This is a genomic window from Pedobacter chitinilyticus, assembly GCF_003313385.1.
In the GTDB taxonomy this organism is placed as follows: domain Bacteria; phylum Bacteroidota; class Bacteroidia; order Sphingobacteriales; family Sphingobacteriaceae; genus Pedobacter; species Pedobacter chitinilyticus.
This window is the reverse complement of the sequence record NZ_QMHN01000005.1, coordinates 78,733-98,642: the sequence shown is the minus strand read 5'-3', so window position 1 is coordinate 98,642 and position 19,910 is coordinate 78,733. Positions and strand designations below refer to the sequence as shown.

Genomic DNA, 19,910 nt, shown 5'->3' with positions numbered 1-19,910 from the left:
ATATTATGAAAAAGTTATTTGTAGCAGCTATCGTAGCATTCGCAGGATTTACCGCAGTTCAAGCCCAAGCATCAGTTAGCAAAGTAGAAATTGTTAGCGTACAAGATAGCGTCGTTAAAACTCCTATTAAATTAGAAGAATTACCAGAAGCCATTAAAACTGTTCTACAAACAGACCCATATAAAGCATGGACACCAACAGCAGCATTCAGCGTAAAAGATGGCAGCAAGTCATACTTCCAAGTTGATGTGAAAAAAGAGCAAGAAACTGCTTCTCTAAAATTCGATGCTGAAGGTAAACCAGTAGAATAATTTCAAAACACATCGTTAAAACTAAACCAATAAGCCAGATTTATTCTGGCTTATTTTTTTGCCATTTTTTTTTAAAAGTGTCGTTTAAAGAAAATGCCCCAATGGCGGGAACAACGTTCTTTGGCTTTATCGCGATGTTTGGCTTCCCCATCAAACGTAAACTTTAAACAGTTCTAAATATGATATAGAGCTACCTAAAAATATCAAGCGACTTCGACGAGATTACTATCTGACCTACTAACAAAAAACACGCTCAGGTACCTGTTTCTTTCGGTAACATTTTGTAGAGAAACTCCACATTCTCATTTCGAACCATAAAAAATAAAACACTAATAATCAATAACTTAAATAAAATATAAGCTTTGGCATCATTATGAAACCTTATTCAGTATAATTCACAAAATGTATTAACTTAAAATTTAGATATTATGAAAAAGTTATTTGTAGCAGCTATCGTAGCATTCGCAGGATTTACCGCAGTTCAAGCACAAGCGTCAGTTAATAAAGCAGAAGTTGTTAGCGTTCAAGATAGCGTGGTTAAAACTCCTATTAAATTAGAAGAATTACCAGAAGCCATCAAAACTGTTCTACAAACAGACCCATATAAAGCGTGGACTCCAACCGCAGCATTCAGTGTAAAAGATGGCAGCAAGTCGTACTTCCAAGTTGATGTGAAAAAAGAAGAAGAAACTGCTTCTTTAAAATTCAATGCTGATGGTAAACCAGTAGAATAATCAACTATCTACATTTCTTAAAACTAAATAAAGGAAAAGCCAGTTATATAATACTGGCTTTTCTTATTTTTGTATATATGGCATCTGTTTTAATTATTGAAGACGACAGCACTTTCGCTCAAATTATTGAAGGCTTTTTAACCAAAAACAATTTTGAAGTTACCACCGTTAGTAATGTTGCCAAAGCTCTCAAGTTAATTGCCCACGAAGATTTCCAACTCTTATTGATTGATTACCGACTGCCTGACGGCACTGGCATCGATGTACTGAACCACCGACGTGAAACTGGACTAACCGTACCTGCCATCATCATGACTTCCTTCAATGATGTGCGCACAGCCGTAAAGGCCATTCAACTAGGAGCAGCCGACTATATCACCAAACCCATTAACCCTGATGAGTTATTGATGATCATCAGCAATGCGTTACAAAAAAAGGAAAAGCCCAAAACTACTTCGAGCGACAATTTTATTAGAGGAAAAAGTGAGGTAGCCAACCGATTATACCAACACATTGATTTAGTCGCCAGCACCGACATGTCGGTAATTATACAAGGCGAAAGTGGTACTGGGAAAGAATTTGCCGCCCGTACCTTACACCTACAAAGCAAACGCAAAAACAAACCTTTCATCGCCATCGACTGTGGGGCACTATCCAAAGACCTAGCCGCCAGCGAACTATTTGGCCATGTTAAAGGTGCTTTTACTGGGGCCGTTGCCGATAAAAAAGGTTCATTTGAAGCAGCCAATGGCGGCACTATTTTCTTGGACGAAATTGGCAACCTCAGTTACGAGGTACAGGTAAAACTTTTACGTGCACTACAAGAACGTGTGATACAACCTCTTGGCAGCAACAAACAAATTGCGGTTGACGTGAGGGTAATTACCGCTACCAACGACGACTTGGCCAACAGCATGAAAAACGGTGAGTTCAGAGAAGATCTTTACCATCGTTTAAACGAATTCAAGATACAATTACCTCCGCTACGAGAAAGGGGCATTGATTTGGAACTTTTCATCGACCTTTTCGTGAAGCTATCCAACCAAGAATTGGACAGAAATGTGAAAGAAATTGACAAAGACACCAGATCGCTACTGCTCAAATACGATTGGCCAGGCAACTTACGCGAGCTCAAAAATGTCATCAAACGCATGGTACTGCTTACCTCTAGCACCGTAGCTACCGCCGACAGCCTGCCCGACGAAATGAAGATTGCCGTGGCTACCGAAGTGCCTCTAGACAATCCTTCTGACCTGAAAGCGGTTAACGAAAGCAACGAACGAGCGCTCATTACCGAAACCCTGGCCAAGGTAAAATACAATAAATCCAAAGCCGCCAAGCTGCTCAACATAGACCGTAAAACGCTTTACGCCAAAATGGAGCGCTACGGAATTGATTAGTTTTTGAAAAGCCACTGTAAAGCTCTTATCCCCCGAAAGCCCTTCTTTCCGCTGTAGTCCAAAGCTCTCCAGCTCGCTGTGGAGCTGCCGCTTCAATAAGGTTTAGCAAACAAATATTTGTGGTGCTTTGGAGAAAGCACTGGTAGTGCGTTACGGCATGGACACAGCAAAAGAACAAAAAAGCACTAACTCACCTATAACTGCTCTCTCCCTATCAGGGAGAACCGAAGCGCAGCGAGCTCATTGATGCCAAAACACAATCAACAACGATCAATAGATGTCCAAAGGACAGAGAGGGTTATTAAATAAGAAAGAAAAACCTCTCTCTAACTCTCTCCTTAAAAAGGAGAGAGGACTGGAAGTGCGTTATAGCCTCTCTTACAGAAGAGAGAAAGGAAGTGCTCCAAGGCAGTACTCCCTACAACACCCCAAAGTGTTTCAATGCATTCCAAATACCATCACTATCTACGTCATCGGTAATATAATCAGCAATGGCTTTCACTTCTGGATTGGCATTGCCCATGGCTACACCTATATTTACGTGTTTCAGCATCTCAATATCGTTTCCACCATCGCCAAAGGCCATGGTTTCGGCCAAGTTAATACCAAAATGCTCACAAAAAACATCAATCCCTACTTTTTTACTTTGGCCTAGCGGGTTAACATCGGCAAATAAAGGTGTCCACCTAGAAGCTACCGAATTGGGCATTACCGCTTGCATGAAAGCCGCTTCTTGCTCTGGCCCCAAAAAGATATTGGTTTGCAATACCGAATGAACGTCAACATTATCCATATCAACCAAAGGTGGTACTGGCAAATTCAAGTGGGCATACATGCCCGCAATTTCGGGTGTTACATCATGTATACTGATTTGCTTCTCCGACATGAAAGAAAAACTCAAGGCATTTTCCTTCGCATAATTTAAAATCGCTTGGATATCCGCAGCATCAATGCATTTCTTAAACAATACATCGCCTTGCGGTGCTACACAATAACCACCATTAAAGGTGATAAAGCCATCAAAATCTAAATATTTGATATGATCTATGCTGTTAATGGATCGTCCTGTTGATAAAATGGTTTTAATTCCTTTTGCTTGCAGTGCAGCTATCGCTTGTTCTGTTGACTCGGAAATTTGATGCGTTTTAAAACTTAATAAGGTGCCGTCAATATCAAAAAAAACAGCTTTAACGGATGGATTTTGCATATCGCAAAGGTAGCAAAGCATATTTCGGCACACAAAATCAATGCAAAAGATAACATTCCTTTAACGTAACTGCCACCGATATGGTTAGACTTGGTAGTTTTCCTGGCAGATCCAAAGGATTTCTGGTCGAAATTGTTTCTTTACTGACCAGAAAAATATCTTTGCAGGTCGGAAAAACTTCTTTGCTGACCAGAAAAGTTTCCTTGCAGGTCGGAAAAATTGTTTTGCTGATCAGAAAAACTATTTCGCTGACCAGAAAAATATCTTTGCAGGTCAGAAAAACTTCTTTGCTGACCAGAAAAGTTTCCTTGCAGGTCGGAAAAACTTCTTTGCCGACCAGAAAAGTTTCTTTGTAGACCAGAAAAGTTCTCTTGTTGGATAGAACATTAACCCTACTTACGAAGTTTTGACCTTAAGCGGCACTGATACGCAATTTAATAGTCTGCAACAATAACTGTAACTGCTGCATTAATGTGGTGATCTTGGTTTTCAACACTTCATCAATACCGTTTAAATTAGCTACTTCCTGTTCAAGCTGTCTAAAAGCAGCACCTAGCTCTTTTGCACCAATTTGCGCAATACGACCTGCCAAACGATGCACAACCAACCTTGCCTGCGCCTGATTTTGATCTTCAACGGCCTGTTCCAACAATTCCTGATCGTCTTTACAATCCTGCATAAAGCTGGCCAGTATCTTTGCCATCATGGCTTGGTCGCCCATCGTCATTTTATGTAAAGAAGTATCGTCAAAATCCACACTTTGGACCTCATCAGTGGGCAATGCAAATAAGGCTAACAAATCTTCGGCCTTAAAAGGTTTAATAATCACCCCTTCAAAACCCTGATCAAGTACGGCTTGTTGTTCATCAGGCAATACCTGTGCGGTAATGGCGTAATATTTTACCTCCTCTGGCAACTGTTTGCGCAATTGGTGGTGCAGTTCGATCCCTGTTACTCCTTCCAAACGCATATCCAATAACACATAAGCCAAATTTTGGTCTACAGGTTGGGCCAATACCGCCTCGGCAGTACTAAATGTTTTAAAAGGAATTTGATGTGTCGAAAAAATCAGCTCACACAAATCTAAAATCAATCGATCATCATCAACCACCCATACCGCTTTACGATGATCAATCGCATTTTCATTCTCCAAACTGATCGTTTCTGTTGGCATTTGCGCTGGCTTAAATTGCAGGTAAACCACAAAAGAAGTTCCTTTTCCAAGTTTACTTTTAGCATTAATTCTTCCGCCCTGCGCATCAATCAAGGTTTTTACAATGGCCAAGCCTAACCCTGTTCCATTTTGGTTAATCACTTGGTGATTGGGGTTTCCTCCTTGCTCAAATTCCCTGAAAATTTTCTCTTGGTCTTCTTCCGAAAAACCAATACCTGTATCCTCTACCGTAAAGTAACAATGCAGGTTATCGTCGTGCTGTTTACAATCTACCGTAAGTTTCACGTGCCCCTTTAAAGTAAATTTAATGGCATTGCCCAACAAATTGTACAGTACTTGTTTCAACCTAAACGGATCGCCGTTCATCCAATGCTGTGCAGCTAAATTAAATTGTACCAACAGGCTGATGCCTTTCTTCTCCGCAAGGGGCTTCATGGCATCTATCACCTCGTCCAGCAATCTTTTCAAATCAAAATCAGCCTTTTGAAAGCTGAACTCGCCAGAAGTAATGCGGTTATAATCCAATACTTCGTTTACAATTTGCAGTAAATGAACCGACGAGCGATGAATGGCCTCTACGTGTTTCTTATTAGGATTTTCTTGCTTGGCGATAAACTCGGCGTAACCCAAAATGGCCTGTAAAGGCGTTCTAATTTCATGGCTCATGTTAGAGAGGAAACGCTGCTTTGCCCTGCCGTGATACTCAGCCTCTTCTTTCGCCTTTTCCAAAGCTAATCGATATTTGTTGTTCTTGGTAATATCAGCCAAAATGAGCGAGCCCAAAATCAGTGTAATGACAAAAAAGGCAATGATGATGACCTTGATCTGGAAAACACCTTCGTTAACAATCCCCTTAGCCTGCTCCCCATTTAAGTCAATTTGCATAAGAGCCTCGGCCTCCACTTCCTTGAGCACGTTGAGCATTTGCTTGGTTAAGGCACTGCTTGAGCTGGCCAGTTCTGCTTCCTTTTTTAGGAAACGTTTGCTCTTTTTTTGTTGTTCGGTTTCAATAGTTTTAAGGGTAGCCTCAACATTCTGTATCAGACTATCCTGCACCTGCGGATTTAAGGTATCCCGCTTCACCTTATACTCTTCGCTAATGATTTTGTAAACCTCAGCTTTCTTCTTACCAAATAGCCTCGCTAAAAAACCTCTCGATTTTTGTTCTTCTTCAGGCGCTACGGTGGTGGTAGAAGTTGAGGTTTCTGTCGTAAAAACAGCACTATCCGCTTCTCTAGTACGCTGCGTAAACAATTCGTTCAGCTTTCCCACTTCTTCTGAAAACGACTGTGTGTTCACCAAATTCTCTTTTACTTCCAGATAAAGCAAAAATTGCTTGTCCCTATCTTTCAGGAGATTTTTTAAAGTCTTAATCCGTTTCAGCTGTTCGGGGTCATTGTCGTACAGCGTCGTTAGCGTGTCCAGCGTTCGGCTGAGCTTTTGTGTAGCGGCAAAAAAGCTAACGTTGTTTTTGGGTTCTCCCTGTAACTGATCAAGTGAGGCAATTTGGTGCGAAAGCTTGTTGACAATCCGCAGCTTATCATTAGGCGCCGAAATTTTTTCTACGGTGACTAATATTTCGCCAAACACAAACCTACTCACCCCCCATGCCAACAACAGGGCCAAACCAGCGAATAAAAAGCCAAGCACAACTTTACCTTTGGTAGCCGTAAAAAAACGTTTTTGGGAGGGAGCTGCTGATTTGATAGCCATATTAACAATAACCACAAAATACGCACCGAAAGTGTTTTAACTATTTAAAATAATTGTAACAATTCTCCATCAATTATAAATTCAACAAAGGTTGCGAGCCAAGCCTACGCCTTTTATATTTGTGTTATGAACAGAATAGATCGGCTTTTTGGAATTCTTATTTTACTGCAATCTAAAAAGCATGTAAGTGCCGAAACCATTGCCGATAGGTTCGAAATTAGTGTGCGTACGGTTTACCGCGATGTGAAAGCATTGGCTGAACAAGGGGTTCCATTAAGCTTTGAACCCAACAAGGGTTACTTTATTGTGCAAGGCTATTTTTTACCTCCAGTTTCGTTTAATACGGATGAGGCTGGAGCCTTACTCATGATGGAACGCTTTTTAGAAAGCTTTGCAGATAGATCCATCAAACAACATTACCACAGCGCTTTGGACAAAGTAAAGAACGTTCTTAAAAGCAACCAGAAAGAAATGCTGGAAAGCCTGAACCAAAACATTAAACTACAGCTGCCCGAGCGGTTAAAGAATGATTTTGAGTATTTGGCCCAATTGCAAAATGCCATTAGCGCCAAACATTGCATTACCATCGGCTATAAAAACAATAAGGAAGAAGTAAGCAAAAGAGAGGTTGAACCCATCGGGTTGATCTTTTATGCCTTTGGCTGGCATTTGATTGCTTGGTGTCATTTACGCAATGAGTACCGCGACTTTAAGGTAGATCGGATCAAGGATATCACGAACCGTTGCGAACCTTTCAAGAAAGAAAAACACATGCCTTTAGAGGAGTATATGAAGTTTTTACCCGTTGATTTTTAAAAATTAAAAAAATATTTTCATCCCAAAAACACACTGCCATAGGGTTGTCAGTAGCAGGTCGCAACTTTGTTTTAACAAAACAATTTAGACATGAATACGATCAATCAATTAAAAGAAGAGTTGGCAAACGAAACTGCAACTACCCTTAAATTTTTAGCTTTAGTTCCTTTCGAAAAATCAGATTGGGCGCCACACGAAAAAAGCATGAAAATGAAAGACCTTGTTACTCACATTGCTGATTTAAGCAGTTGGCCTAAGTTAGGTATTGAAACCGAAGAGCTTGATTTTGCTACTGCTCCGTACAATCCAGCGACGGCTGACAATAACGACCAATTGGTTGCCTTAATGGAGAAAAATACCAAAGAAAGTTTGGAAAGCCTTTCGACCTTAAGCGAAGCAGATTTAGACAAGCCTTGGATATTGCGCACGGGTGAACAAATTCATGCCGAAATGACCAAGTATGGCATCATTAGGGTATCCCTTAATCAAATTACACACCACAGAGCTCAGCTAGGGGTGTACTTACGTTTGTTAGATATTCCTATCCCAGGTTCATACGGTCCAAGTGCCGATACGTCTTTCTAAATCACTTTCATAACATAAAGGCCTACGAAGTTTGAACCTCTCTCAACACTCTCCTTAGGGAAGAGAGCTAACATAATTGAACTTCGTAGGCCTACTTATCATCATATCCCGATTAGAATTGGTTAATTTGTAAATCAATACCAAAGCTAATCATGGAACTTACTACACGTTTAAATAGATACATCAGCGAAAGCGGACTTTGTTCAAGAAGGGAGGCCGATAAATTTATCGAATTGGGCCAAGTGTTTATTAACGGTAAACGGGCTAAAGTTGGCGACAAGGTAACTGTTGGTGATGTAGTAAGTGTAAATGGGCAAAAAATAGCTGCTCGCGAAGCCGAAAACGTCATCATTATTGCATACAATAAACCTGTAGGGGTAACCAGCACCACCGAAGCTGGGGTTAAAGATAATATTGTGGAACATGTCAATCATAGTGAAAGGATTTTCCCGATTGGCAGGCTCGACAAGGATTCACAAGGCTTAATCTTTTTGACCAACAATGGTGATCTGGTGAACAAAATTTTGAGGGCAGGCAACAATCACGAGAAGGAATACCTTGTTACCGTAAACCAACCTGTAACCGAACAGTTTGTAGAGGACATGAGCAAGGGTGTTCCTATCTTAGGTGTAATGACCAAAAAATGCAAGGTCAAAAAAGAAGGCAGCCATATTTTCAGGATTACCCTTATCCAAGGATTGAATAGACAGATCCGCCGCATGTGCGAATATTTCGGTTATGAAGTGACCAAGCTAGAGCGCGTGCGCATCATGAACATTTCTCTTAAGGGTTTACCTATCGGCGATTGGCGTGAACTGGATGAAAAGGAACAAGCAAACCTTTACAAACTATTAGCAGATTCCAGTTCGGAAACGGCGAAAGCACCAAAATCATCGGTAGCAAAACCATCAAGGAATTTCAGTAAGGCCAAGCCGAATAACGCAGGTTCCAATGTAGACAGAAGATCGAGGTCTACCTCTTCCTCCAAATCTGGCAACAAATCCAACAATAAAAGCACTAAAGGAGGCCACGCCAAATCAAAACCCAACCATTCTAATTCAAGAGGTAAAAGAAGGTAAAAACACACATTTGTTAGCGTTTTTTCCTTGGATAGCTTTCAAAAATCGGCTTTTTTAATTACTTTAGCCAGAAACCACAACAAGCAATCTATGGACGCACTAAACAATCTTGAACCCTTACTTAGGGTGTTTTGGTATTTAGCAATACCTGTAAGCCTTGTCTTTATCATTCAAACCATCATGACTTTTATCGGTGCCGATTCGGGGGATGGCATCGATGCTGATTTTGATGGAGATTTAGATCATGCTAATGCCCCTTTCCAGCTCTTTTCATTCAGGAACCTAATTAACTTCTTATTGGGTTTTAGCTGGACAGGTATTTCATTTTATAGCTTAATCACTAATAAGCCTATACTCATTATCCTTTCTGTAGTGATAGGTGTTGCCTTTATTCTGATTTTCTTTGCCATCATCAGGCAAATACAGAAATTGGCCGAAGACAATTCCTTTAAAATCGAATCTTTACTACATAGAAGCGGTTCGGTTTATCTTCGCATCCCCGAAAAAAGAACTGGTATGGGAAAAATTCAGGTAAGCATTAATGGCTCATTTAGGGAAGTTGATGCCATTACCAATGATGACCAGATTGCCAGTGGCGCTGCCATCAAAATCGTAAAAATAGAAAGTAACAACTTAGTACTCGTAGAAAAAATATAGTATGGAAAACCTTTTACAATCGCCTATTACCATTATTTTAATTGCTGTTATCGTTGTATTCGTAACGCTATCAGCCTTATTAGCAAGATACAAACGCTGTCCATCTGACAAAATTTTAGTGATCTATGGAAAAACTGGAGGCACTTCTGCCAAATGTATTCACGGTGGTGGTGCATTTATTTGGCCAGTAATCCAAGACTTCGCTTACTTAGATTTAAAACCAATTTCAATCGAAGCCAACTTAGTAAACGCCTTAAGTAGACAAAATATCCGTGTGGACGTTCCTTGTCGATTTACCATCGCCATCTCTACCGAAACAGACAGCATGAATAATGCTGCTGAACGTTTGCTAGGCTTAGCTCCTGCCGATATCCAAGAACTTTCAAAAGATATTTTGTTTGGCCAACTACGTTTGGTTATTGCCACCATGACCATTGAAGAAATCAACTCAGATCGTGATAAGTTCTTAGATAACATCTCTAAAAACGTAGATACAGAGTTGAAGAAAATCGGTTTGAAACTCATCAACGTAAACGTAACCGACATCAAAGACGAATCGGGCTACATCGAAGCGTTGGGTAAAGAAGCTGCTGCAAAAGCAATCAACGAAGCTATTATCAGCGTTGCCGAACAAACCAAAATTGGGGAAACGGGTAAAGCTATTGCCGATAGAGAAAAAGATGTTCAAATTGCCGAAACACAACGTGAGCGTGATGTGAAAATCGCCATCACCCAAAAAGATAGGGAAATCAGTATCGCGTCTGCATTTAAAGATGAAGCCATTGGTAAAGCAGAAGCTGAGCGAGATACCCGTATCAAAACTTCGGAAGCGAATGCTATTGCCGTAAAAGGGGAAAATGAGGCAAAAATAGAAATTGCAAGTTCTGATGCCTTGCGTAGAGAGAAAGAAGCAGAAGCATTGAAAATTGCTGTATCCGCAGAGAAAGTGCAACAAGCGAAAGCCTTGGAAGCATCATATTTAGCGGAGCAAAAAGCAGAGGAAGCCCGTTCTGATAGAGAAAGAGCTACACAAATTGCCAATATTGTGGTACCTGCCGAAATAGCCAAACAAAAGGCGATTATTCAGGCACAAGCTGATGCAGAAACCATTAGAGAAAACGCTAAAGGTGAAGCCGATGCGATTTACGCCAAAATGGAAGCCGAAGCGAAAGGTTTATTCGAAATCTTAACCAAACAAGCCGAAGGTTATCGTGAAGTAGTAGCCGCAGCAGGTGGCGATCCAACCAAAGCCTTCCAATTATTGTTAATTGAGAAACTACCAGAGTTGGTTAAAACACAGGTTGAAGCGGTGAAGAACATCAAAATTGATAAAATTACGGTTTGGGATTCTGGCAACGGAACAGGCGAAAATGGAGCAGGTTCTACTGCAAACTTTGTTTCGGGCATGATGAAAACTGTACCACCTTTGAATGATTTATTTAACATGGCTGGCTTAAACTTGCCAACCTATTTAAAGGGCGAGGATAAAGATGCAGAAATTACGCCGAGCATTGATGCAAACAGCACTAACCCTAAAGCGTAAAACTTAAATAAATGCACCTTTTGAGGCTTCGGAATTAGGTTTTCGAAGCCTCAATCTTTTTAAGTAACTTTGTAGCCTCATGCAAAGTACAAAAAAGATAGACATCAGGTCACTAAATCCAGAACAGTTAGCCCAACATTTTAAGGAGATGGGCGAGCCTGCTTTTAGGGCTAAACAAGTTTATCAATGGCTTTGGGAAAAATCTGCTCGCAATTTTGAGGAGATGAGCAATCTGTCGAAAGACCTGCGCAAGAAGCTTGATGATGGCTATGCGATCAACACCGTAGAGATCAGCAATGCTCAGTTTAGCAACGATCACACCATTAAAAATGCTTTTAGGCTATACGATGGCAACATTGTAGAAGGTGTTTTGATTCCAACAGACGAAAGAATGACGGCTTGCGTAAGTTCACAGGTGGGCTGTAGTTTAACTTGTAAGTTTTGTGCCACGGGTTACATGGAACGTAAACGTAACCTCAATGCCGACGAGATTTACGACCAAGTGGTTTTAATTGATCAACAAGCTAAAAAGAACTATAACATTCCCCTTACCAATATTGTGTACATGGGCATGGGCGAACCGTTGCTGAACTATGCTAACGTGTTGAAGTCGATTGAGCGCATTACGGCTCCCGACGGGCTGAACATGTCGTACAAACGCATTACCGTATCCACTGCTGGTATTGCCAAAATGATTAAAAAGCTGGGTGATGATGGTGTGAAATTTAACCTTGCACTTTCTTTGCACGCCGCCAATGACGAGAAGCGACATGAGATTATGCCCATCACGGAACACAACTCTTTAAAAGCCTTGGCCGAAGCCCTGAAGTATTACTTCCAGAAAACGAAAAACCCAGTCACTTACGAATACATTGTCTTTAACAACTTTAACGACGAGATACAAGATGCCATAGAACTAGCCAGGTTCTGTAAACACGTACCTTGCAAGGTAAATATCATTGAGTACAACCCTATCCAATTTGCCGACTTCATTAATGCCGAAGGGGATAAGATCGATGCCTTTGCCGCCTATCTGCGGAAGCAGGGCATTACCACCAACATTAGAAGAAGTCGTGGTAAAGATATTGACGCAGCTTGCGGACAGCTAGCAGTGAAAGAGAAAGCTTAAAGCATACTTTCAATTAATTTTTTGAGTTCAGTGGATGATGGCGCTGGTGCATCTAACACCAGTATTTCGCCTTTTTGATTTAAGATCATATATCTCGGAATGGTGGTAACAACCAATTCTTCATTAAGAAACTTTCTAGTTTCGTTCGAAAGATAATAACTGTTCTTTAAACCTATTTTTTTACTCTGCTGCTTCCAATGCTTATCATTAAAATCGTAGGAAAGAAAAACATAGCTCACTGATTTACCTTCCAGCTCCTTTGCAAGTTTCAAAGCCGCAGGCATATCTTCCATACAAGGTACACACCATGTAGCCCATATATCAAAAACGATTAATTTACTGTCGGCATACTTCCCATAATTAAAGCCTTTGTCGTTTACATTAAAAGCATTAACGGCTAATTTCTTGATATACTTCTTTTTTAATTTCTCTAGCTGTTCCGCTCGTTTAGCAAAATATAGGCCGTACCAGCTCTTTCTGTATGTTCTATTTGCCTTGTTGTACAGCAGCTGATAGAAAGCTAGGTTACTTTTTAGGTCTGATCTTTTTGACAACAGGTACATGGACACGTCGCTGTTAGGGTTGTTAGCAATAAAATTCCTGATTACTATATTGTGGGTTGTTTTACCTAAATTTTCCTGAAACCTTAGGGAATCCGTATACAAGGTAAACAATGAATCATTTTTAGCCAATAAAGCTTTGTCTTGTTTTTTACTGAGGGCTTTAAACTTTGCCTGGTTAACCTCTCTATCTTTTTTTAGTAAAGATTGGTAGTTCTCATAATCGATCTGGCTTTTGGAGCGGCCTAATATCTTATAATTACCAAAATGCAATAAGCCCTCTATCGAGTCGGCCACAACGGTTATCCTGGTCTCTTTATCATCGGTAAATAAATTGATATGAGGCCAGTTTCTGAGCAACAAACCTTTTGCTGTTTTCTTCAGCACAGTATCTTTAAAAGACAGACCAATCAATCTATTATTGGGCAGCTTTGCTAGCATTTCAAATTTTCCGTTTTTAATGGTATCCGTCTTCAGTACCTTATTATCAAGTGTCAAAGCAACCAACACATTCTCCATATTCTTGAATTTGCCTGCTATGGTCACAATGTTTTCTTGGTTGCATGATAGTAGGAAGAAACAAACACTAAGAAGTAGGAAGAGCCTTTTCATTATAGCGAGCATTAAGGTTAAGCTCTAATATAAGCGTTTAACAGATAAAATTATCCCTTAAATTTAGTAACTTGTATCATGTTTACCTTAAAACGTTATACCGAAGATCTGATTAGTCTGCTATTTCCAGAGCTGTGTTATGGTTGCGGAAATTTGTTGTACCATGGAGAAAAGGATGTTTGCACTTCCTGTCTCTACGACCTCCCTTACACTGATTATCATATTTATCCAGACAACCCATTGGCCAAACAGTTTTGGGGCCGCCTGTCTTTAGAAGCAGCCATGGCCATGCTTTATTTTAAAAAGGGCACCAAAGTGCAAAACCTCTTGCATGGGTTAAAATATAAGAGCCAAACCAACATAGGCACCTATTTAGGGAAATTGATAGGACAAAGGCTTTCCAAAAGTCAATTTTATGTAGATATTGATGCGATTATCCCTGTTCCGCTCCATCGAAAGAAACTTAGGTTAAGAGGTTACAATCAAAGTGAGTATATTGCAAAAGGTTTGGCCGAAGAGCTTAAGGTTCCGATGGATACCAAGAGTTTGACAAGAGGTACAGCCACTGAAAGCCAAACCAAAAAAGCTAGATACACCCGGTACGAGAATATGCAAGGTGTTTTTTGCGTTAACCATGCGGAGGAACTAGCTAACAAACATATTTTGCTGGTGGATGATGTAGTGACCACTGGTGCTACTTTGGAAGCTTGCGGAAATATACTGCTAAGCCATGGGGTTAAAAAATTAAGTGTTGCAGCGATAGCATTTGCGGAACAATGAAACATAATTACCTACTTCTTTTAATAGCAATGCTTACTTTGTCTTTTGCGGCTTGCAATAAAGACGAAGACATCACTTTTGATCCAAATGCTAAACTTAATTTCTCCACGGACAGTGTTTTGTTTGATACCGTATTTACTTCCATAGGCTCTACTGTTCGTCGGGTTAAAGTTTTTAATTATAATGACAAGGCTATTAATATTGAAAACATTAAAATAGGTGGAGGCGCAAATTCGCCTTTTAGCATTAATGTAAATGGCCAACAAATGGTTGAAGGTAGGAATATCAAAATCAACGGGAAAGATTCCATCAATATTTTGGTAAAGGTGATGATTAACCCTACTACCCAAAACCAGCCTTTCATTGTAGAAGATTCCATCCTGGTATTCTTCAATGGCAAGAAGGAAAAAATGCCACTGGTGGCCTACGGGCAGAATGCCAATTTCCTTAAAAGTGCAACCATCAACAGCAATACTACGTGGGACAGTAAGCTTCCGTATATCATATACAACTCATTAACCATACCTGAAAACGTTACCTTAAGCATTGCAGCAGGCAGTAGAATATTCTTTCATAATGGTTCTACCATGAACATTAAGGGGACACTAACGGCAGTAGGCACAGCAAAAGACAGCATTTTGTTTGCTAGCGACAGAACAGAACGTATTTACGAAGAAGAACCAGGGCAGTGGAATGGTTTACATTTTTATGGTAGCAGCAAAAACTCTGTAATTAACCACGCCACCATTAAAAATGGGATTGCAGGCATTACGGTCGATTCGCTTTCGGCAAATAGCAACCCGAAATTGGTATTGGCCAATACTGTGGTTAAAAATATGCAAGTAGTGGGTTTTTTGGGTTACCACACCCAATTGGTTGCTTATAACAATCTCTTTTACAATTGCGGCCAATATTTAATTTATGGCATTGGGGGCGGTACTTATGATTTAGCTCAAAATACATTTGGTGCTTTTAACTATAATTTTGCACGTAGAACACCAGCTGTGCTTCTTTCTGATTTTATTAGTACTACTGAATTTGCTTCCTTAAATGCCACGTTAACCAATAACATTATTTGGGGTAGTTTGGAAGATGAGCTTACCGTAGAAAAGAAATCTAGTGCGGTTTCCGTCGTTGAGGTTAAAAACAATCTCATCAAAAGCAGCCAGCAAACTTACGTCAATAATGGCAACTTGATTAACGTAGACCCTTTATTTATCAACTCTCGACAAGGGAACTTTAAGATCAGCGATACCAGTCCAGCAAAAAACAAGGGGATTAGCTTGCTTACTCACCCTTATTTTTCAAGTTATTTATCAAAAGACATCCTAGAAAAAGAAAGATTATTTCCTTCTGAATTAGGATGTTATGAGAAAAATTAATTTTTTTCACTTTTTCAAAAACTTTTCGACCCTAGTTCTCGTTTATTATATCGAGAGCGTTAATTTAGATGGTAAGGGTCGATAGTTCCATTCGGGATATCGGCCCTTTACTTTTAGGATAAATAGTGAGCCAACACCTTCTTGATCTCACTTGGATTGAAAGGTTTCAGTACATGCCCATTCATGCCACTTTCCTTAAATTTATTTTCCTCGTCGTGCAGTGTAGAGGCTGTTAGCGCCACTATGGGCAGATTTTTATAATAAGCATCATCCATTTCTCTAATGATAATGGCCGTCTCAAAACCGTTAATTCCTGGCATTTTGATATCCATAAATACCAAATCATATTTGTTTTTGGTAATGGCTTCAATAGCGTTATAACCGTCGGAAGCAAAATCTATATTTAAGCCCCATTTCATTAAAATGCGTTTGGCGATGAGGATATTAATTTCATTATCGTCAACCACCAGCACCTTCTTCCCTTCAAAAATTACAACTTTAGATTGTTCTGGCAATTCAGTCAGTGGCGATTTTTTAAAATTAATGGTAAACGAAAAGGTAGTACCTTCTCCTTCTGCACTATCTACTTTAATATCGGCACCGTGAAGTTTCAATAACTTTTTAGTAATGGCCAAGCCAAGTCCAGTACCTCCGTACTTTCTTGAAATATCGGCCTTTGCTTGCGTAAACGTTTCAAAAATATAGTCTTTCTTATCAGATGGAATGCCTATACCATTATCATTTACTTCAAAATAAACGGCCAGTTCATCCGCTCCTTCATTAAGCACTTCTACCGAAAGTTCTACTTTTCCTTTAGTCGTAAATTTGATAGCATTACCCAACAAGTTCATCAATACTTGATAAAGTCGGGTTTTATCTGCCAATACTAAAGCGGGCACTTGATGATCAAAGTTTAAACTTAGCTCATTATATTGCTTATGCGCATTTACTTGCAACGAGCTAATGATATCATTGCAGAGGTTTTGCAGATTGACAGGCAAAAATTCCAAATGCAGGTTTCCTGTCTCTATTTTAGTGAAGTCTAGTACATCGTTGATGATATTCAATAAATTCTCACTAGAAAACTTCAGAATATTTAAATCTTCTGTTTGCGAAGGTTTAGGATTGTTTTCAATCAGTAGATGGGTCATGCCGATAATGGCATTTAACGGTGTCCGTATTTCATGACTCATCACCGATAGGAACATTTCTTTTGCTTCACTTAGCTGCAACGCCTGCTCTTTTGCGAAGAGAATATCCCGTTCGGCTTGTTTCCGCTCGGTAATATCGGTAATCAGTTCAATGTAACGTTCTAAAACCCCTTTATCATTAAGGATCGGTGTATTAGAAACAGACAACCAAATGGGTATACCATCTTTCTTCTGTGCAAGTACTTCGATAGAGAAAGATTTTTTATGTTCTGAAGCCTTCCTGGCCTCTAAAATCACCCGCCTGTCTGTTTCATCCGTAGAAAGCACATCGCCCAACATTTTACCTGATAGTTCTTGAGCAGAATAGCCAATCAGTTGCTCCAAAGCTTCGTTTACCCAAGTAATCTCTCCATTTTGGTTACAAATGGTTACACCTGTATGGGTTTTACTCGCTACAGTGGACAGCACCTCCAATTCCTGTTCAACCATTTTCTTTTCGGTAATATCGATAATGATCTCTATCTCCGTTTCCACTTCACCGTCAGCACTTAAAATAATGGTACTATAAATGGATAGCCAAATTTTCGTTTTATCTTTTCTGTACGCAAGAACATCAACCGTAAATGACTTTTTCTCACTGATTAGTTTTCTGGCATTTTCAATCACCGACCAATCAGTTTCGGGGCCTCTAATTAAATCACCGAGTGGTTTACCTTGGATATCTTCCAGCGTAAAGCCCGTAATTTTTGTAAAAGCATCATTAGCCCAACTTACGCGATTATAGTCGTCGCTAATGACCACGCCATTATTTACCTTGCTGGCTACAAAAGACAGGTGGGTAAGCTCTACATCTAATCGTTTCTTTTCGGTGATATCACGCCCATAGCTGTACCAAGTATCTTCTTTAGATACCATGCTCCAACTTAACCACTTGATATGTTTTGCTTTGTCTACTATTCTAAAGTCGAGGAAAAACTGCTTGTTTCCCTGCTTTAACCCCTCTTCAATATGAGTAGCTATCCTTAAAATATCTTCTTTATAACAAAAGCTCCACATGCTTTTTCCCAATACCTCTTGTGGACTGTACCCCAACATGGTTTCAACCGCTTGGTTGACGAACATGATATCGCCATCTCTGTTTAAGATACAATGAATTTCTGGCGACGCTTGAAATACGTTAACAAAATCCTCTGCTCGTTTCGTTTGAGCAGCCAATTGAAGATTTTTTCTGCGAAGTGCTAGTTGGGCGATAATTTGAACAGAAAGGGTTTGTAGTGCTTCAACTTGTAGAGAAGTGAGCTGTCTTTCGCAATCATCTACGATACACAAACATCCCAAAGCGAAGCCTTCGGCATCAACCAAAGGTACACTGGCATAAAAGACCAAGTTCTCTTGCGAAAGCAGTAACGGGCTACCGATAAAATCATCATGTATCCTAATGTCTTCAGCAATATAGAAATCCTGATACATCGCATACTGACAGACACTGTCGCTTCTTTTAAATATGCGCTCTTTGGTAATCAGACCATAAGTGGCCTTAAAAACAATGGTATCTTCAGCAACAAAACTGATATAAGCTTTTTTTACTGAAGTAATTTGGGCGGCAAGCTTTACTAGATTATCAAGCTCGTTTTCAAGACCTTCTCCAAGCACGTCATAAGAATGAAGGGCGGCCAAACGCTGCTCTTCCAGATTATAGCTTGGAGAAGGGACTTTTAGCATATTAGTTAATAATACCTAATATAACTATTTATAAAGTGGAAAACGACTTACTAACGCCTGAACTTTTGTTTTTACGTTATTTAATGTTTGTTCATCTTCTGGATTGGTCAATACCTCGTCAATCAAATCAACGATAGTTGTCATTTCGGCTTCTTTAAGACCTCTTGAGGTAATCGCTGCAGTTCCTACTCTAAATCCAGAAGTCACAAACGGCGACTTATCATCGAAAGGAACCATGTTTTTATTCACCGTAATGTCCGCTTTCTCTAAAGCGTTTTCTGCTAGTTTACCTGTAATATTTTTATTTCTTAGGTCGATAAGCATTAAGTGATTATCTGTACCGCCAGAAATAATGCCGTAACCTTTAGCTACAAAAGCCTTTGCCATTGCCTGTGCATTAGCGCCAACTTGTTTGATATAATCGCCATACTCATCCGTTAAAGCTTCACCAAAAGCGATGGCTTTAGCGGCAATAATATGTTCTAATGGACCACCTTGTGTACCAGGGAAAACCGCCATATCCAACAAAGAAGACATCATTCTCACTTCGCCTTTTGGTGTTTTTAAACCAAATGGATTTTCAAAATCTTTACCCATCATGATCATACCCCCACGAGGACCTCTTAAGGTTTTGTGTGTAGTAGTGGTCACAATATGGCAGTGTGGAAGTGGGTTAGTCAACAATCCTTTGGCAATAAAACCAGCTGGATGTGAAATATCAGCTAATACCAAAGCACCAATTTGATCGGCTACTTTACGGATAAAAGCATAATCCCACTCTCTTGAATAAGCAGAAGCTCCACAAATAATCAACTTTGGTTTTTCAGCCAAAGCAATTTCTTCCAATTTTGCATAGTCAATTAAACCATCTTCCTTTTTTACGCCGTAAAATAATGGTTGATACAGTTTTCCTGAAAAATTAACTGGAGAACCGTGGGTCAAGTGACCTCCGTGAGACAAATCGAAACCTAAAATTTTATCACCAGGTTGAATTACCGCCAACATTACCGCAGCATTGGCTTGTGCACCTGAGTGCGGTTGCACATTTACCCACTCCGCACCAAAAAGCTGTTTTGCTCTGTCAATGGCAATGTTCTCAATCTGGTCTACCACTTGGCAACCTCCATAATAGCGTTTTCCTGGTAGTCCTTCAGCGTACTTGTTGGTCAATACTGATCCTGCCGCTTCCATAACTTGCTTGCTTACAAAATTTTCTGATGCAATAAGCTCTAATCCGTGTTCTTGTCTGTCTAGTTCTTTGTTAATTAAGTCGAAAACTAATGTATCTCTATTCATTATTGGAATTATGTTTGTTCGGTAAAAATACTCAAATTATTAGGTTATACAATGATGTA

At 39.8% G+C, this 19,910-nt stretch carries 16 protein-coding genes; 11 read left to right on the top strand and 5 right to left on the bottom strand.

What is annotated here, in order from left to right; all coding sequences use genetic code 11:
• From DUT70_RS15375 to DUT70_RS15365, 3 genes are all read left to right on the top strand, one after another.
• The coding region (locus DUT70_RS15375) for a hypothetical protein (RefSeq protein ID WP_317047821.1) at positions 1-311 on the top strand (311 nt) is incomplete at its 5' end.
• A 428-nt stretch (positions 312-739) separates the two neighbouring features.
• On the top strand, positions 740-1,045 hold the full coding sequence (locus DUT70_RS15370) for a hypothetical protein (protein WP_113648251.1): 306 nt from the start codon (positions 740-742) through the stop codon (positions 1,043-1,045).
• A 77-nt stretch (positions 1,046-1,122) separates the two neighbouring features.
• Entirely contained in the window at positions 1,123-2,445 is a 1,323-nt protein-coding gene (locus DUT70_RS15365; protein WP_113648250.1) for a sigma-54-dependent transcriptional regulator, read from the top strand.
• Positions 2,446-2,863: 418 nt separating this feature from the next.
• Here the strand turns inward: DUT70_RS15365 and DUT70_RS15360 are convergent, their stop codons facing one another.
• On the bottom strand, positions 2,864-3,652 hold the full coding sequence (locus DUT70_RS15360) for a Cof-type HAD-IIB family hydrolase (protein ID WP_205529813.1): 789 nt from the start codon (positions 3,650-3,652) through the stop codon (positions 2,864-2,866).
• Between the two features lie 412 nt (positions 3,653-4,064).
• Positions 4,065-6,539 carry an ATP-binding response regulator gene (locus DUT70_RS15350; RefSeq protein WP_113648247.1) on the bottom strand — a complete coding sequence of 825 codons (2,475 nt, stop codon included), beginning with the start codon at positions 6,537-6,539 and terminating at the stop codon, positions 4,065-4,067.
• A gap of 126 nt (positions 6,540-6,665) precedes the next feature.
• Between DUT70_RS15350 and DUT70_RS15345 the strand changes: the two genes are divergently transcribed.
• The 6 genes from DUT70_RS15345 to rlmN all read left to right on the top strand — a co-directional run bounded on the left by DUT70_RS15345 (position 6,666) and on the right by rlmN (position 12,348).
• A complete protein-coding gene (locus tag DUT70_RS15345; protein WP_113648246.1) occupies positions 6,666-7,355 on the top strand; it encodes a helix-turn-helix transcriptional regulator in 690 nt (229 codons plus the stop codon).
• 90 nt (positions 7,356-7,445) lie between these two features.
• Complete coding sequence (locus tag DUT70_RS15340; protein ID WP_113648245.1) at positions 7,446-7,940, top strand: DinB family protein; 495 nt, start codon at positions 7,446-7,448, stop codon at positions 7,938-7,940.
• A 152-nt stretch (positions 7,941-8,092) separates the two neighbouring features.
• Positions 8,093-9,019 (top strand): 23S rRNA pseudouridine(2604) synthase RluF, encoded by a 927-nt coding sequence (gene rluF / locus DUT70_RS15335; RefSeq protein ID WP_113648244.1) that lies wholly within the window; start codon positions 8,093-8,095, stop codon positions 9,017-9,019.
• 90 nt (positions 9,020-9,109) lie between these two features.
• Positions 9,110-9,676: an NfeD family protein gene (locus DUT70_RS15330; RefSeq protein ID WP_113648525.1), complete on the top strand. Its 567-nt coding sequence runs from the start codon at positions 9,110-9,112 to the stop codon at positions 9,674-9,676.
• 1 nt (position 9,677) lies between these two features.
• A complete protein-coding gene (locus DUT70_RS15325) occupies positions 9,678-11,219 on the top strand; it encodes a flotillin family protein (RefSeq protein ID WP_113648243.1) in 1,542 nt (513 codons plus the stop codon).
• 79 nt (positions 11,220-11,298) lie between these two features.
• Positions 11,299-12,348 carry a 23S rRNA (adenine(2503)-C(2))-methyltransferase RlmN gene (gene rlmN, locus DUT70_RS15320; protein WP_113648242.1) on the top strand — a complete coding sequence of 350 codons (1,050 nt, stop codon included), beginning with the start codon at positions 11,299-11,301 and terminating at the stop codon, positions 12,346-12,348.
• On the opposite strand, the gene DUT70_RS15315 is transcribed toward rlmN, so the two are convergent.
• On the bottom strand, positions 12,345-13,520 hold the full coding sequence (locus DUT70_RS15315) for a TlpA family protein disulfide reductase (protein WP_162926638.1): 1,176 nt from the start codon (positions 13,518-13,520) through the stop codon (positions 12,345-12,347). The two genes, rlmN and DUT70_RS15315, sit on opposite strands and share 4 nt — an antisense overlap.
• A 78-nt stretch (positions 13,521-13,598) precedes the next feature.
• On the opposite strand from DUT70_RS15315, the gene DUT70_RS15310 reads away from it, so the two are divergent.
• A complete protein-coding gene (locus DUT70_RS15310; RefSeq protein WP_113648240.1) occupies positions 13,599-14,300 on the top strand; it encodes a ComF family protein in 702 nt (233 codons plus the stop codon).
• Positions 14,297-15,682: a hypothetical protein gene (locus DUT70_RS15305; RefSeq protein ID WP_113648239.1), complete on the top strand. Its 1,386-nt coding sequence runs from the start codon at positions 14,297-14,299 to the stop codon at positions 15,680-15,682. Before DUT70_RS15310 ends, DUT70_RS15305 begins: the two co-directional genes overlap by 4 nt.
• 113 nt (positions 15,683-15,795) lie before the next feature.
• Here the strand turns inward: DUT70_RS15305 and DUT70_RS15300 are convergent, their stop codons facing one another.
• Together DUT70_RS15300 and glyA are read right to left on the bottom strand one after the other, a co-directional pair.
• Positions 15,796-18,555, bottom strand: a complete 2,760-nt coding sequence (locus DUT70_RS15300) for a PAS domain S-box protein (protein WP_113648238.1) — start codon at positions 18,553-18,555, stop codon at positions 15,796-15,798.
• 24 nt (positions 18,556-18,579) lie between these two features.
• On the bottom strand, positions 18,580-19,851 hold the full coding sequence (gene glyA, locus DUT70_RS15295) for a serine hydroxymethyltransferase (RefSeq protein WP_113648237.1): 1,272 nt from the start codon (positions 19,849-19,851) through the stop codon (positions 18,580-18,582).
• Between the last annotated feature and the right edge of the window lie 59 nt (positions 19,852-19,910).

What these genes read in the sequence shown, in the direction of transcription:
- DUT70_RS15325 (WP_113648243.1), top strand. Translation starts at nt 9,678, where the DNA reads ATGGAAAACCTTTTACAATCGCCTATTACCATTATTTTAATTGCTGTT.
- rlmN (WP_113648242.1), top strand. Translation starts at nt 11,299, where the DNA reads ATGCAAAGTACAAAAAAGATAGACATCAGGTCACTAAATCCAGAACAG.
- DUT70_RS15365 (WP_113648250.1), top strand. Translation starts at nt 1,123, where the DNA reads ATGGCATCTGTTTTAATTATTGAAGACGACAGCACTTTCGCTCAAATT.
- DUT70_RS15350 (WP_113648247.1), bottom strand. Translation starts at nt 6,539, where the DNA reads ATGGCTATCAAATCAGCAGCTCCCTCCCAAAAACGTTTTTTTACGGCT.
- DUT70_RS15300 (WP_113648238.1), bottom strand. Translation starts at nt 18,555, where the DNA reads ATGCTAAAAGTCCCTTCTCCAAGCTATAATCTGGAAGAGCAGCGTTTG.
- DUT70_RS15345 (WP_113648246.1), top strand. Translation starts at nt 6,666, where the DNA reads ATGAACAGAATAGATCGGCTTTTTGGAATTCTTATTTTACTGCAATCT.
- rluF (WP_113648244.1), top strand. Translation starts at nt 8,093, where the DNA reads ATGGAACTTACTACACGTTTAAATAGATACATCAGCGAAAGCGGACTT.
- DUT70_RS15370 (WP_113648251.1), top strand. Translation starts at nt 740, where the DNA reads ATGAAAAAGTTATTTGTAGCAGCTATCGTAGCATTCGCAGGATTTACC.
- DUT70_RS15360 (WP_205529813.1), bottom strand. Translation starts at nt 3,652, where the DNA reads ATGCAAAATCCATCCGTTAAAGCTGTTTTTTTTGATATTGACGGCACC.
- DUT70_RS15310 (WP_113648240.1), top strand. Translation starts at nt 13,599, where the DNA reads ATGTTTACCTTAAAACGTTATACCGAAGATCTGATTAGTCTGCTATTT.
- DUT70_RS15315 (WP_162926638.1), bottom strand. Translation starts at nt 13,520, where the DNA reads ATGAAAAGGCTCTTCCTACTTCTTAGTGTTTGTTTCTTCCTACTATCA.
- DUT70_RS15305 (WP_113648239.1), top strand. Translation starts at nt 14,297, where the DNA reads ATGAAACATAATTACCTACTTCTTTTAATAGCAATGCTTACTTTGTCT.
- glyA (WP_113648237.1), bottom strand. Translation starts at nt 19,851, where the DNA reads ATGAATAGAGATACATTAGTTTTCGACTTAATTAACAAAGAACTAGAC.
- DUT70_RS15340 (WP_113648245.1), top strand. Translation starts at nt 7,446, where the DNA reads ATGAATACGATCAATCAATTAAAAGAAGAGTTGGCAAACGAAACTGCA.
- DUT70_RS15330 (WP_113648525.1), top strand. Translation starts at nt 9,110, where the DNA reads ATGGACGCACTAAACAATCTTGAACCCTTACTTAGGGTGTTTTGGTAT.